Below are 13,990 nucleotides of genomic sequence, written 5' to 3'. Positions count from 1 at the left end.
AGTTCACATAATGACAATTAGACGATTAGTAGCGGCGATGATACTCGCTACAGCAAGTGGCTCGGTGCTCGCAGAAGAAAGCTTTACGGTGCAGGATATTCAAGTTGAAGGTCTGCAACGTGTGGCACTGGGTGCTGCATTAAATAATTTACCTTTCACCGTAGGCGATACTATTACTGAATACACCTTATCTCGTAGTATTCGTACTTTATACGGTGCAGGCAACTATGATGATATCCAAGTGTTGCGTGATGGTAATACCGTTATTTATCGCTTACGTGAAAGAGCAACCATCAATGCAATAGAGTTTGATGGTAATAAAGATCTAAAAGAAGAGCAGCTGTTAGAAAGCTTAGCTGGGAATAAGGTCGAAGTAGGCGAGCCACTAGATAAAACCACTTTAAAAAACATTGAAGTAGGTTTAACCGAATTTTATCACGGTGTTGGTAAGTATCAGGCAACTGTTGATATAGAAACAGTGTATTTGCCTCGCAACAGAGTAAATTTAAAAGTTAAGTTTAATGAAGGTGATGCTGCCTCTGTTCGACAAATTAATATAGTTGGTAATAAACTGTTTTCTAATGACGAATTATTAAAAATTGTTGAATCAAAACAAGATTTACCTTGGTGGCGTTTTATGTCATCGGATCGCTACCAAAAACAAACTTTACAAGGCGATATAGAAAAAATAACTAGTTACTATTTAGATCGCGGCTACTTACGATTTAAAGTTGACTCGTCGCAAGTTGCTGTTAGCCCTGATAAAACCTCAGTTTATGTCACTCTAAATGTTACTGAAGGCGAGCAATATACAGTAAAAGGTATTAAGTTTGTTGGTGATTTAATTGGTAAAGATGAGCTTGTTAAAAGCATGCTACCAATTCAAAATGGTCAACTGTATAATGGCGCTCTCGTTACTTATACTGAAGAGCTTATTGCTAAGCTGCTGGCGCGTTTTGGTTATGCAAATTCTAAAGTGCGCACTATTCCTAAGATTAATGACGACACTAAAGAAGTGGAGTTAACCATTAGCGTTGAGCCAGGTAAACGGGTTTATGTCCGACGAATTATGGTGTCTGGTAATAACAGTACTCAAGATGAAGTCATACGCCGTGAACTGCGACAAATAGAAGGAGCCTGGTTATCGAATGATTCGTTAGAATTATCAAAAGACCGGATCCAACGCTTACCTTATATAGAAACTGTTAGTTTTGACACCTCACCTGTACCAGGTATAGAGGATCAAGTTGATGTAAATTTTAAAATTAAAGAACAACCATCGGGTAGCTTTAGTGCTGGCATATCTTATGGTAGTTATATGGGCTTATCATTCCAAATTGGCGTTCAGCAAGAAAACTTCTTTGGTACGGGTAACTCAGCAGGCATTAATGTAAACACAAATAAATACCAAAAATCGGTAAGTGTAAATTATACTGATCCTTATTATACGTTAGATGGTGTTAGTTTAGGCGGCCAAGTATTTTATTCTGAAATGGATTACAGCAAGCGCTCTAGTAGCTTAGAGGCTCATAACCAACAGCGCTACGGTTTTGGTGTTAATGTTGGTTATCCGATTAACGAATATAATCGCTTGAACTTTGGCGCTAATTATGTGGCTAATAAAATTAATCGTATTACTGAATATGATCAATTGCGCCATTTCCGTGCTGTATTATTAGAACAGAATAATCCTGATGGCGGTTATAACTTTACAAACTACGAATTATCGGCAGGTTGGGTACAAAGCACATTAAACCGTGGTTTATTTCCAACAGCAGGTCATTATTTTGGTTGGAATATTAAAGTTACTACGCCAAATTCAGATTTACAGTTTTATAAAACTAACTTTGAAGCCCGTAAGTATATTCCTTTAAGTAATGACCATGCTTGGTCTTTTTTAAGTAAACTAGAGTTGGGTTATGGTAATGGTTATGGTGCTAAAAATGGCTATGACCACACTTTACCTTTCACCGAGTATTTTTATGCTGGTGGCCATAATATCCGTGGCTTTGAAACTCAAATTATAGGGCCTAGAGCTATATATCGTTTTCCATCTAGTGTGCCAGGTATTCCAGATATTGGTGTAGGAGGCTATACAACTAATAATCCTGATAATGATACTTATGCTGTCTCTGAGCGTTCTACTGGTGGTAATGCGCAAGCAATTTTAACTTTAGAGTTAATTACCCCAACGCCATTTTTAAGTGAGGACTATCGTAATTCAGTTAGAACTAGCATATTTATGGACGCTGGTAACGTTTGGGATACCGAGTTTGATATCAACAGGTATGCTAATTTAACTATTAATAATTCACTTGGTTATTACCAGCCACCCTTAGCTGACTATGCAGATCCAGGTATGATTAGAGTAACTGCAGGTGTATCTTTACAATGGATTTCACCAATGGGTCCCTTAACCTTTAGCTTGGCAAAAATAGTTAAAAAATATGAAGGTGATAAACAAGAAAACTTTAGCTTCAATATTGGTACGACTTTTTAAACACAATTATACTAGGTGTTATAAATTTTAAACTTAAAGTGTAAATAGGAAAATATAATGAGAAATAAGCGTATTTTACAAACAGCAATGGTTTTAGTAGCAGGCTTAGTAATGTCTGCGACGGTTGCAGCTAAAGAAATGAAAATTGGCTATGTTGATGTACAAGCGGTTGCGAGTAAATTACCTCAAGCTGCAACCATGCAACAAACTCTAAGGGCAGAGTTTTCTTCTAGAATGGAAGCGGTTGATAAGCTAGAAAAAGATATTACTTTTAATATAGAAAAGTTACGTCGCGATGGCCCAACTATGAGTGAGAAACAACAACAAGAATTATCTGCTACAGTAAATAGCCAGCGTGAGAAATATGAGCAGTTAGCGCGTCCTTTGCAAGAAGAATTACGTGATCGTCAAACCGAAGAGCGCAATAAAATCTTAAGCTTAATTCAGACAGCTATAGATGAAGTTGCTACACGTGATAAGTACGACTTAATTTTAAGTTCGGGTGCGGCTGTTTATGCTAAACCTGAATATGATATTTCTGATGCTGTAATCAGTATTGCGAGCAAGAAAAAATAATGATTAGTTTTACTTTAACCGAATTAGCTGAACTTATAGAAGCCAAATTAGTGGGCGATGCAACCTTACGCATCCACTCTTTGGCAACCTTAGAGCAAGCTAAGTCTGGCCAGATTACTTTTTTATCTAATGCTAAATACCGTAAATATTTAGCAGAAACAGAAGCGTCGGCAGTATTAGTGACTGCCGATGATTTAGCTTTTGTGGCACCAGGTGTTTCAGCGTTAGTAGTAAAAGACCCTTATGTTGCCTTTGCCAAAGTTGCCCAAAAGTTAGACAACACACCAAAGGCAGCGCAAGGTATAGATCCTACAGCTATTATTCATGAATCAGCTATTTTAGCGGAAGATGTTGCTGTAGGGGCAAATGCGGTGATTGCTGCCGGTGTTACTTTGGCTAAAGGTGCTCAGATAGGTGCAGGCTGCTTTATTGGTCAGGAAGCTAAAGTAGGTGCTAACACTATAGTCTGGCCTAATGTTACTCTATATCATAGAGTTGAAATTGGTGAAAACTGCACTATTCATAGTGGTGCTATAATAGGTGCTGATGGTTTTGGTTTTGCTAATGAAGCGGGTACTTGGTTAAAAATACCCCAAGTAGGTAGTGTGATAATTGGTAATGGTTGTGAAATCGGCGCCAACACAACTATTGACCGTGGTGCAATTGAAAACACCTTAATTGGTAATAATGTTATTATTGACAACTTATGTCAAATTGCCCATAACGTTAGTATTGGGGATCACACGGCTATTGCCGGTGCTACAGTAGTAGCGGGCAGCACTTCTATTGGCCGTTATTGTATTATTGGTGGCGCTGCTGTTATAAATGGCCATATTGATATCTGTGATGGTGCTCATATCTCAGGTATGGCAATGGTAATGAAACCTATTACAGAGAAAGGGGTTTATACTTCAGGCTTGCCAGCGACACCTAACCGAGAGTGGCGCAAAAATACTGCTAAATTGCGTCAGATAGATCAACTATATCAGCGAGTGAAAGCGCTTGAGTCACAACTGCAAACTCAGCAAAATACTGTAGCTGCTGATCATACAACAGAGGAATAGCCTTGGCTAATCAATTAAACAGCTTGGACATTCAGGAAATAATGGCTTTATTGCCACATCGTTATCCTTTCTTGCTAATTGACCGTGTGCTCGATTATACGCCTGGCGAAAGTTTAACGGCGATAAAAAATGTTTCAGTAAATGAGCCTATATTCACTGGCCACTTCCCTAATATGCCGATTTTTCCTGGTGTGCTAATTTTAGAAGCTATGGCTCAAGCAACAGGTATTTTAGGGTTTAAAACAGTGGCTGAACGGGCCGAAAATGAGCTGTATTTATTTGCTGGCATAGACGAAGCTAGATTTAAAAAGCCTGTTGTGCCCGGTGATCAAATGATTTTAGAAGTGAAGTTTTTAAAAGAACGCCGCAATATTTGGAAGTTCTATGGTGAAGCTAAGGTTGACGGTCAAGTCGTTTGCTCGGCTGAATTAATGTGTGCTAGAAGAGAGCTATAACGTGATCCATCCATCTGCAGTAATTGAATCCAGTGCCGTTATAGGCAAAAACGTAACTATAGGGCCTTTTAGTTATATTGGCCATAACGTTACCTTAGGGGATGATTGTATTGTTGAATCCCATGTTGCCATTAAAGGCCCTAGTACTTTTGGCCGAGGTAACCACTTCTTTCAATTTGCTAGTATTGGTGAAGCTTGCCAAGATAAGAAATACCGTGGTGAAAATACAGAATTACTAGTGGGGGATTACAACGTATTTCGCGAAGGCTGTTCAGTGCATCGTGGAACTGTTCAAGACCAAGGTAAAACAGTTATTGGTAGTCATAATTTATTTATGAATACCACTCATATTGCTCATGACTGTGTCATTGGTAATAATGTTATTTTTGCAAGCGGTGCCCAGGCTGCTGGCCATGTTCATATTGGTGATTGGGCTATTTTAGGCGGTATGACAGGTGTTCATCAGTTTGTCCATATTGGCGCTCATAGCTTCTGTGGCGGTGGCTCTATAGTATTAAAAGATGTTCCCCCTTATGTGATGGTTCATGGTGCGCCTTGTGTTCCTGGTGGTATTAATACCGAAGGGTTAAAACGTCGTGGCTATAGCAGTGAAGCTTTATTAGAAATTCGCCGCGCTTATAAAGAAGTTTACCGTAAAAACCAAACGACAGCTGAAGCACTAGCTGTGTTAGCCGACAAAGCTGAACAATATTCAGAGCTAAAAGTCTTTACTGACTTTATAGCTAATAGTAGTCGTGGCATAGTTCGCTAAAACCCGTAAATCTTAAATCACTTCAATAATAAGAGTACATAGCAGCTTAACTAGCCTAGCTATGTACTTACTCCGCTGCTTGGCATTCTTGATTTATTTATTGTGGCATTAAAAGCTTGTCATTATTTGGTATAGTCTTAAATAAGCCTTTAAAATCAGGCAGGATAAATCATTATGCTTAAGCCCAGCGTTACACCGCACCAGCTTATACATCAAGAGAAAGCACTAGATTCAAACTTACTGGGTGTTATGAGTTGGAATACCCAAAAATCCACTATGAGTACCAAGTTTCAGCTTTGTTTAACAGACTTGCTAGCGCGCTATCCTACGCAACTATTATTATTGCAAGAAGCTAAGTTAGCCCTTAGCAACAAGCTGCAATTAGGCGGCTGGTCTTATGCTGTTTCGCCAAATATTCAGACACCTTCTCATCTGTTTGGTGTGCTGACAGCAGGTGAATGTGCCTTTAGTAAGATTAATACGGTACTAAGCCAAGGGCGAGAATTAAGCTTTGCTACCCATAAGAGTCAAATCATGACCGAGCATCCGCTAAGTACAGGTGATGTTTTATTAGTGGTTAATATCCATGCCGTTAACTTTGTCAGTCATGGCCAGTTTCAGCAGGAAATTATGATTTTGAGGCAGATTTTATTGCAGCACCAAGGGCCCCTTATTGTAGCGGGTGACTTTAATATTTGGAGCCGCTCTAGGCGCTTATATTTAGTACAATTTTGCCGCGCTATGGGCTTAAAAAAAACCACTATGGCAGATGCACATCACATTAAGCGTTTTGGCCGTCAACCCTTAGACTTTATTTTATATCGTGATCTCAAGTTACGAATGGCTACCGCTATTAATACGCCTGCAGTGTCAGATCATAACCCTATTTATGCTCAGTTCTATTTGTAATTAAATTTCCAACCATTTAGTAAAGCGGGTAACATTAGCCGTCTAGTACTAGGCTACCAATTTCGTTTTTTAAGGCGCATTAATTAATACATGACTATAGAAAAAGATAAAATAGTTAAAATTGCTATTATTGCAGGCGAGCACTCGGGTGATATTTTAGGTGCTGATTTAATGAAAGCTTGCTTGCAACAAAACCCTAATACTCGGTTTTATGGAATTGGTGGCCCACGTATGCAAGCCTTGGGCTTTACCGCTTTATTTGATATGGAAGAGCTAGCCGTAATGGGCATAGTTGAAGTACTAGGCCGATTACCGCGACTACTTAAAGTTAAAAAAGAAATTATTGCTGCGTTATTAGCTGATAAGCCAGATGTGTTTGTTGGTATTGATGCGCCAGATTTTAACTTACCAGTAGAGTTGAAGTTAAAGCAAGCAGGGATAAAAACTGTGCATTATGTTAGCCCCTCGGTTTGGGCTTGGCGGCATAAGCGAATTTTTAAAATTGCCGCAGCAACGGATATGGTATTGTCGCTGTTACCCTTTGAAAAAGCTTTTTATGATAAATATCAGGTGCCTTGTACTTTTGTTGGCCATACCATGGCAGATACTATGCCGTTAATAGTTGATAAAGAGGCGACAAAGCAAGTATTAGGTTTAGATAGCACTAAAAATGTATTAGCCATTATGCCGGGTAGTCGTAGCAATGAAATAAAATTATTAGCTGCCGACTTTTTGCAAGCAGCAGCCACCCTCAAGCAGCAACAACCCTCGTTACAGTTAATTTGTAATATGGTTACTGAAGATAAAGCAGCGCAATTTGCGGCTATTAAACAGCAGATTGCACCAGAATTGCCGCTACAAGTATTTATAGGTCAAGCGCGTGATGTTTTATTGGCGGCTGATGCAACTTTTATTACATCTGGCACTGCAACGCTAGAGGCTATGTTAGCTAAATGCTTAATGGTAGTGAGTTATAAAGCCAATTGGTTAACCTATCAAATTGGCAGTCGTTTAGTAAAGTTAGCCCATTTTAGTTTGCCAAATTTACTGGCAGGTCGTGGTATGGTAAGTGAGCTATTGCAGCATCAAGTAACACCAGCTGCACTAGTTGCCAAAATGCAGCCATTATTAAGTACAGATCGTGCAGCATTATTGGCGGAATATACTGCTATTCATCAAACAATTAAATGTGATGCTAGTCAACGCGCTGCAGAAGCAATTTTTAAGGTGATTAATTCTAATGCAATATCAAAGGCCTAATGTAGCTTTAATTTGTGGTGTTGATGAAGTAGGCCGTGGGCCATTAATTGGTGCCGTGGTTACAGCTGCGGTTATCCTCGATCCAGCAAAGCCAATAGCAGGCCTGACTGATTCCAAAAAAATTAGTGAAAAAAAACGCACTCAATTAGCTGAGCAAATTAAGCAACAAGCTTTGGCTTGGGCCCTTGGTCGGGCTGAAGTGCATGAGATTGATGATTTAAATATATTACATGCCACTATGCTTGCAATGCGCCGAGCGGTAGCTGCCTTAGCTATTACACCTGATTGGGTATTGGTAGATGGTAACCGGACACCAGACTTTGGCATAAACGCCTCAGCAATAATCAAAGGTGATGGCTTAGTGCCAGAAATAAGCGCAGCCTCGATTTTAGCTAAAGTGGCACGAGATAATGAAATGTATGCATTAGATCAAGCTTATCCGCATTATGGCTTTGCTGCACACAAGGGGTACCCTACTGCTGCGCACTTAGCGGCAATTAAGCAGCATGGTGTCTTAGCTGAGCATAGGCGAAGTTTTAAACCAGTGCGGCTAGTATTGGAGCAACAAGACTAATGGCAGAACCAAGCTTTATTCATTTACGGCTGCACAGTGATTTTTCCTTGGTTGACGGGGTGGCTAAGGTAAAGCCAATAGTTAAAGCCATTAATCAATTAAAAATGCCAGCTGTAGCGCTAACCGACCAAATGAATTTTTGTGGCTTAGTGCGATTCTATAGTGCTGCTCATGCTGCCGGTGTTAAGCCAATTATAGGTGTCGACTGCTGGGTGCAGCACCCTGGTCTAGGGACAGAAACTAGCCGCTTACTTTTGTTAGCAGCCGATAACACTGGCTATCAAAATCTGTGTGATCTTATTTCAAAAGCATACTTAAGAGGCCATGTTGCAGGTAAACCACAAATAGATCATGATTGGTTAACTGAATATGCCAGCGGCGTTATTGTGTTGTCTGGTGCTAAAGATGGCACTTTAGGCAAGGCATTGATTAAGCAAAATCAGCCTTTAGTTAATGAGTTAGTAGCCTATTATCAGCAGCAGTTCCCTAATCGTTTTTATCTAGAGCTATGCCGCACCGGTCGGCCGGATGAAGAGCTTTATATCCAGCAAGCGGTAGCATTAGCTGAACAGCATCAACTACCCGTTGTAGCTACTAACGAAGTGGTATTTTTAAAGCGAGAAGACTTTGCTGCTCATGAAATTAGGGTAGCTATTCATGATAGCTTTACCTTAGATGATAAGCGTCGGCCAAAACTTTATTCAGAACAACAGTATCTACGCACTGAGCAAGAAATGCAGCAGTTGTTTGCCGACCTGCCAGAGGCATTGGAAAACTCAGTAGAGATTGCTAAGCGCTGCAATGTCACTATCCGTTTGGGTGAGTATTTTTTACCAGCATTTCCAACTGGCGGTATGTCTGACGCTGACTTCTTAGTGATGAAAGCACAACAAGGCTTAGAGCAAAGGCTACAGATATTATTTCCAGATGAAACTATTCGCCAGCAGCGGCGTGGCGGCTACGACGAGCGGCTGCAAATTGAGCTTAAAGTTATTAACCAAATGGGCTTTCCAGGTTATTTTTTAGTGGTAATGGAGTTTATTCAGTGGAGTAAAGATCAAGGCATTCCAGTTGGGCCGGGCCGAGGCTCTGGTGCCGGCTCTTTGGTAGCTTATGCGCTTAAGATCACTGATCTTGACCCGTTAGAGTATGATTTATTATTTGAGCGATTTTTAAACCCTGAACGGGTCTCGATGCCGGACTTTGATGTCGACTTTTGTATGGACCGCCGAGATGAAGTAATTGAACACGTTGCTGACATGTATGGCCGAGAAGCTGTGTCACAAATTATTACTTTTGGCACTATGGCGGCTAAGGGCGTTATTCGTGATGTAGGAAGGGTGCTAGGCCATCCTTATGGCTTTGTTGAACGCATCTCTAAATTAGTGCCTATGACGCCAGGTATGACGTTAGAGCAAGCCTTTAAAGAAGAACCAAGGTTACCTGAACTCTATGCCCAAGATGAAGAGGTTAAAGATCTCATTGATATGGCGAGGCAATTAGAAGGCGTAACCCGAAATGCCGGTAAACATGCCGGTGGCGTGGTTATAGCGCCAACTAAAATCACCGACTTTTCGCCCTTATATTGTGATGAGCATGGTAATAACCCTGTCACTCAGTTTGATAAAGATGATGTTGAGTATGCCGGCTTAGTTAAGTTCGACTTTTTAGGTTTACGCACTCTGACCATTTTGCAATGGGCAGTGAATATGGTTAATAGCCGTTTAACTAAAGAAGGTAAACCGCTAGTTGATATAAACCATATACCGCTAGTAGATAAGGCCAGCTTTGATTTATTACAAAAAGCCGATACTACAGCTGTATTCCAATTAGAATCGCGCGGCATGAAAGATTTAATTCGCCGCCTAAAGCCAGATTGCTTTGAAGATATTATTGCCTTAGTCGCCTTGTTTCGGCCAGGGCCACTACAATCTGGTATGGTTGATAACTTTATTGACCGTAAACGTGGCCGTGAAGCGATTTCTTACCCTGATGAAACCTGGCAGCATGAATCGCTTAAACCTATTTTAGAGCCCACATACGGCATTATTTTGTATCAAGAACAAGTTATGCAAATTGCACAGGTGCTATCAGGTTACTCATTGGGTGGTGCTGACTTGTTACGCCGAGCTATGGGTAAAAAACAGCCAGAAGAAATGGCTAAGCAGCGAGCAACCTTTCAAGAAGGCGCAGCCAATAATGGTATCGATCCTGAATTAGCCATTAAAATTTTTGATTTAGTTGAAAAGTTTGCTGGCTATGGCTTTAATAAATCACACTCTGCTGCTTATGCCTTAGTGTCATATCAAACCTTGTGGATGAAAACGCACTTTCCAGCTGAGTTTATGGCAGCGGTAATGTCCGCCGATATGGATAATACTGACAAAATTGTTACCCTAGTAGATGAGTGTGAGCGGATGAAGCTTACCCTGATTCCACCAGATGTAAATGCTGGGGTGCACAAGTTTACTGTTAATGAGCAAGGCCATATAGTATACGGTATTGGCGCCATTAAAGGGGTGGGCGAGGGGCCAATTGAAGCCATTATAGCCGCCAGAAAACAGCATGGTGCTTTTAGCGATCTGTTTGATTTTTGTGCTAAAGTCGATCTGAAAAAAGTCGGCAAACGGGTGATGGAAAAGCTAATTTTAGCCGGTGCTTTAGATAAGCTGGGGCCACATAGAGCTGCGTTAGCTGCAACCTTAGAGCAAGCAATGAAAGCTGCCGAGCAACATGCTAAGGCGCAGGCAGTTGGTCAAGATGACTTATTTGGCTTACTCAGCCCAGAAGCTGATGATACTAGCAGCGCTTTTGTTCAAGTGGCGCCTTGGCCAGATGAGATTTGGCTAGAAGGTGAGCGCGAAGCCTTAGGTTTATACTTAACTGGCCATCCTATTAACCGTTATTTGAATGAACTACCACGTTATGCTTCTTGTCGATTAAATGAGCTACAACCCACGCGAAAAGACCAATCAGTACAAGTAGTAGGCTTAGTGGTGTCGGTTCGGGTTATTGTTAATAAAAAAGGGCGGCGCTGGGCTATTGTGACTTTAGATGATAAGTCTGCCCGCTTAGATGTACGTTTTTTCCCCGATATGCTAGAAAATTTTGAAGAATTACTGCAAAAGGACCTTATTTTAGTTATAACGGGACAGGTCAGCTTTGATGATTTTAATGGTGGCCTTACAATGACGGGCCGCGATGTCAGTGAAATAACGCAAGTGCGAGAAAAATCGCTGCGTTGTTTGAATATCACTGTACAATCGACACAAATAGACCACAATTACCTGCAACAATTACAGCAGGTGCTCAGTGAGTATAAAGCAGGAACCGTTCCGGTTAATATCCGGTATCAGCGCCAGGAAGGCGAGGTAATGCTTCAACTAGATACTCCATGGTGGGTGACGCCTGCCGACGCTTTGTTGCATCAGTTAAAACAATTGGCGACAATAGAACTGGAATTTAATTAATTAGGTAGTGACTGTCGATGATGCTGAATTATTTAGAGTTTGAGCAACCCATTGCTGAACTTGAAGCAAAAATAGACGAATTGCGTAACGTAAGTCGCAATGGCGATTATGATTTAGGCTTAGAAGAAGAAATAAATAAATTAAAAGAAAAAAGCTTAACCTTAACTAAAAGAGTGTTTGCTGAGCTAGGTGCTTGGCAAGTTGCGCAATTAGCTCGTCATCCATTAAGGCCTTATACCCTTGATTATATCAAGCATATGTTTACTGACTTTGATGATTTAGCCGGTGATAGAGCCTTTGCCAATGACCATGCTATTATTGGTGGTACAGCACGTTTAGATGGCCAACCAGTAATGGTTATAGGTCATCAAAAAGGTCGGAATACTAAAGAAAAGATTAAACGAAACTTTGGTATGCCAAGGCCAGAAGGTTACCGCAAAGCCCTACGTCTAATGGAAATGGCCGAACGCTTTAAAATGCCAATTGTAACTTTTATTGATACGCCAGGTGCTTACCCAGGAATAGGCGCAGAAGAGCGCGGTCAATCTGAAGCTATAGCTCGCAACTTAAAAGTTATGGCAGGCTTAAAAGTGCCAGTTGTTTGTACTGTTGTCGGTGAAGGTGGCTCGGGTGGCGCTTTAGCTATAGGTGTAGGCGATAAAGTAAATATGTTGCAATATAGTACTTATTCGGTTATTTCGCCAGAAGGTTGTGCTTCAATTTTATGGAAAAGCGCGGAAAAAGCTCCTTTAGCGGCTGATGCAATGGGGATAACCGCGGCTAGAATTAAAGAGTTAAAGCTTATTGATGAAGTGGTAACTGAGCCGTTAGGTGGTGCCCACCGTTCTCCTGAGAAAATGGCGCAAAGCTTAAAGGCGGTATTACTACAGGATTTAGAGTTGTTAAATAAAATGAGCGTCGATGAATTGTTAGAGCGGCGCTATAATAGACTGATGTCATACGGCTATTGCTAATAGCCTTAGCAGTTGTAATATTAAGCCAGTATCTAAAGTACTGGCTTTTTTATTTAATAATACCGCTGTCTAGTTTATAGCGCACTTAAAATAGATTGAGCATGACCACACTACAGGTAGAGACTTTTTTACAGCATTGTTTATTGGCGCAAGCTAAGCTGCAAGCAGAGCATAAGGTGGTTCTGGCTCTCAGTGGTGGCTTAGATTCTATGGTGTTACTAGACTTGCTAGCTAAAGCACAGCAGCAGCTAGGCTTTAAGTTGCAAGCTGTCTATATTAACCATGGTTTAAGCAATAATGCAGTTGCTTGGGCAGAGTTTTGTCAGCAACAATGCGCCGTGCGGCAAGTTGAATTTAGCTCGGTTAGCCTTAAGCTTGAAGGTAGGCATAATTTAGAAGCCCGTGCTAGAGCAGGGCGATATGACGCTTTAGCAGCATTTATTACTACTAATAAGCATTTATTGCTGACAGCGCACCATGCCGATGATCAAATAGAAACCTTGTTGCTAGCATTAAAACGGGGCTCAGGCCCTGCAGGTTTAAGTGGTATAGCGGCAAGCAAACCTTTTGCAGCGGGTCAACTATTAAGGCCATTGCTTAGTTTTAACCAAGCTCAGTTACAGCACTATGCCACAGAGCAACAATTAGCTTGGGTAGAAGATGAAAGTAATATTGATACCCAGTATGAACGTAACTTTATCCGCCATCAAATAGCGCCGCTATTACGTCAACGTTGGCCCCACTTTAGTAAAACAGCTAGCCGTAGCATGCAGTTAATCGCTAACATGCAGCAGTTAGCAGATTATTATACCGAACAGTTTTATCCGCAGGTAGTGGTTAATGATCGGTTACAACTAACGGCCTTAGCCCAGCATATTCCTTTACAACAACATTTACTTATTCGGCGCTGGTTAGCCGATACTGGACTAACCCCATCAGTGCAGTGGTTAGAAACATTATACCAAACGGTTATTTTAGCCCGAGAGGACAGCAGCCCTTTATTAGTGCTGGATGGCTTTAATATTAGACGTTATGCCGAACAGCTGTACAAAGTAGCTGCCACTAATAACAGCAAGCCAAATTATAATTTAGCCTGGCAAGGGACAACGCAGCTTGTGCTGCCAGAAAAGCTTGGCCAAATAGATATTAATAATCAAGCCTCAACTGATGCCCTGCCTGTAGCCGATGACAGCGGCTCTATTGTATTTGGCAAGTTGAGTTTATTATTTAAACCAAGTTCAGCATTACAGCATAAACCCCTAAAACAATGGTTTAAATTATGGCAAGTACCGCCTTGGCAACGCTTGCGAGTGCCTTTGCTATTGAATAAGCAGCAGCAACTTATTGCGGTAGCGGGCTATGCTTCTGCCAGCTCAGCGCAACAAGCAAAATACTGGTTGCACTGGTCTGAAATGGCTAAATAAACAGTCAATAAG

Annotated in this window: 11 protein-coding genes; all 11 read left to right on the top strand. The window is 41.0% G+C overall.

Going from position 1 to position 13,990, the window contains the following annotated elements:
• The first annotated feature begins 10 nt into the window (after positions 1-10).
• The gene (gene bamA / locus RDV63_RS13905) at positions 11-2,500 is read left to right on the top strand and encodes an outer membrane protein assembly factor BamA (RefSeq protein WP_313910096.1); all 2,490 of its coding nucleotides are present in this window, start codon (positions 11-13) and stop codon (positions 2,498-2,500) included.
• A 57-nt stretch (positions 2,501-2,557) separates the two neighbouring features.
• Positions 2,558-3,076: an OmpH family outer membrane protein gene (locus tag RDV63_RS13900; protein ID WP_313910095.1), complete on the top strand. Its 519-nt coding sequence runs from the start codon at positions 2,558-2,560 to the stop codon at positions 3,074-3,076.
• Positions 3,076-4,140 (top strand): UDP-3-O-(3-hydroxymyristoyl)glucosamine N-acyltransferase, encoded by a 1,065-nt coding sequence (gene lpxD / locus RDV63_RS13895; protein ID WP_313910094.1) that lies wholly within the window; start codon positions 3,076-3,078, stop codon positions 4,138-4,140. Before RDV63_RS13900 ends, lpxD begins: the two co-directional genes overlap by 1 nt.
• A gap of 2 nt (positions 4,141-4,142) precedes the next feature.
• Positions 4,143-4,595, top strand: a complete 453-nt coding sequence (fabZ, locus tag RDV63_RS13890) for a 3-hydroxyacyl-ACP dehydratase FabZ (RefSeq protein WP_409934842.1) — start codon at positions 4,143-4,145, stop codon at positions 4,593-4,595.
• Between the two features lies 1 nt (position 4,596).
• Positions 4,597-5,367, top strand: a complete 771-nt coding sequence (lpxA, locus tag RDV63_RS13885; protein ID WP_313910093.1) for an acyl-ACP--UDP-N-acetylglucosamine O-acyltransferase — start codon at positions 4,597-4,599, stop codon at positions 5,365-5,367.
• A gap of 174 nt (positions 5,368-5,541) precedes the next feature.
• On the top strand, positions 5,542-6,276 hold the full coding sequence (locus RDV63_RS13880) for an endonuclease/exonuclease/phosphatase family protein (protein ID WP_313910092.1): 735 nt from the start codon (positions 5,542-5,544) through the stop codon (positions 6,274-6,276).
• A 90-nt stretch (positions 6,277-6,366) separates the two neighbouring features.
• Complete coding sequence (gene lpxB / locus RDV63_RS13875) at positions 6,367-7,536, top strand: lipid-A-disaccharide synthase (RefSeq protein WP_313910091.1); 1,170 nt, start codon at positions 6,367-6,369, stop codon at positions 7,534-7,536.
• On the top strand, positions 7,517-8,110 hold the full coding sequence (gene rnhB, locus RDV63_RS13870; protein WP_313910090.1) for a ribonuclease HII: 594 nt from the start codon (positions 7,517-7,519) through the stop codon (positions 8,108-8,110). The genes lpxB and rnhB overlap by 20 nt, the downstream gene beginning before the upstream one ends.
• Positions 8,110-11,580 carry a DNA polymerase III subunit alpha gene (gene dnaE / locus RDV63_RS13865; RefSeq protein WP_313910089.1) on the top strand — a complete coding sequence of 1,157 codons (3,471 nt, stop codon included), beginning with the start codon at positions 8,110-8,112 and terminating at the stop codon, positions 11,578-11,580. The genes rnhB and dnaE overlap by 1 nt, the downstream gene beginning before the upstream one ends.
• A 17-nt stretch (positions 11,581-11,597) precedes the next feature.
• Positions 11,598-12,554, top strand: coding sequence for an acetyl-CoA carboxylase carboxyl transferase subunit alpha (gene accA, locus RDV63_RS13860; protein WP_313910088.1), 957 nt, complete (start codon positions 11,598-11,600; stop codon positions 12,552-12,554).
• A 101-nt stretch (positions 12,555-12,655) separates the two neighbouring features.
• Positions 12,656-13,978 carry a tRNA lysidine(34) synthetase TilS gene (tilS, locus tag RDV63_RS13855; protein ID WP_313910087.1) on the top strand — a complete coding sequence of 441 codons (1,323 nt, stop codon included), beginning with the start codon at positions 12,656-12,658 and terminating at the stop codon, positions 13,976-13,978.
• Positions 13,979-13,990: the final 12 nt, after the last annotated feature.

This window comes from Rheinheimera sp. MMS21-TC3, assembly GCF_032229285.1.
Taxonomy (GTDB): domain Bacteria; phylum Pseudomonadota; class Gammaproteobacteria; order Enterobacterales; family Alteromonadaceae; genus Alishewanella.
The sequence above is the reverse complement of the archived record's forward strand: the minus strand, read 5'-3'. Positions and strand labels throughout refer to the sequence as shown.

Bases quoted from the DNA above. Each gene is read 5' to 3' on its own strand.
- RDV63_RS13900 (WP_313910095.1), top strand. From the start codon at position 2,558: ATGAGAAATAAGCGTATTTTACAAACAGCAATGGTTTTAGTAGCAGGC.
- tilS (WP_313910087.1), top strand. From the start codon at position 12,656: ATGACCACACTACAGGTAGAGACTTTTTTACAGCATTGTTTATTGGCG.
- dnaE (WP_313910089.1), top strand. From the start codon at position 8,110: ATGGCAGAACCAAGCTTTATTCATTTACGGCTGCACAGTGATTTTTCC.
- rnhB (WP_313910090.1), top strand. From the start codon at position 7,517: ATGCAATATCAAAGGCCTAATGTAGCTTTAATTTGTGGTGTTGATGAA.
- accA (WP_313910088.1), top strand. From the start codon at position 11,598: ATGATGCTGAATTATTTAGAGTTTGAGCAACCCATTGCTGAACTTGAA.
- lpxD (WP_313910094.1), top strand. From the start codon at position 3,076: ATGATTAGTTTTACTTTAACCGAATTAGCTGAACTTATAGAAGCCAAA.
- RDV63_RS13880 (WP_313910092.1), top strand. From the start codon at position 5,542: ATGCTTAAGCCCAGCGTTACACCGCACCAGCTTATACATCAAGAGAAA.
- lpxB (WP_313910091.1), top strand. From the start codon at position 6,367: ATGACTATAGAAAAAGATAAAATAGTTAAAATTGCTATTATTGCAGGC.
- bamA (WP_313910096.1), top strand. From the start codon at position 11: ATGACAATTAGACGATTAGTAGCGGCGATGATACTCGCTACAGCAAGT.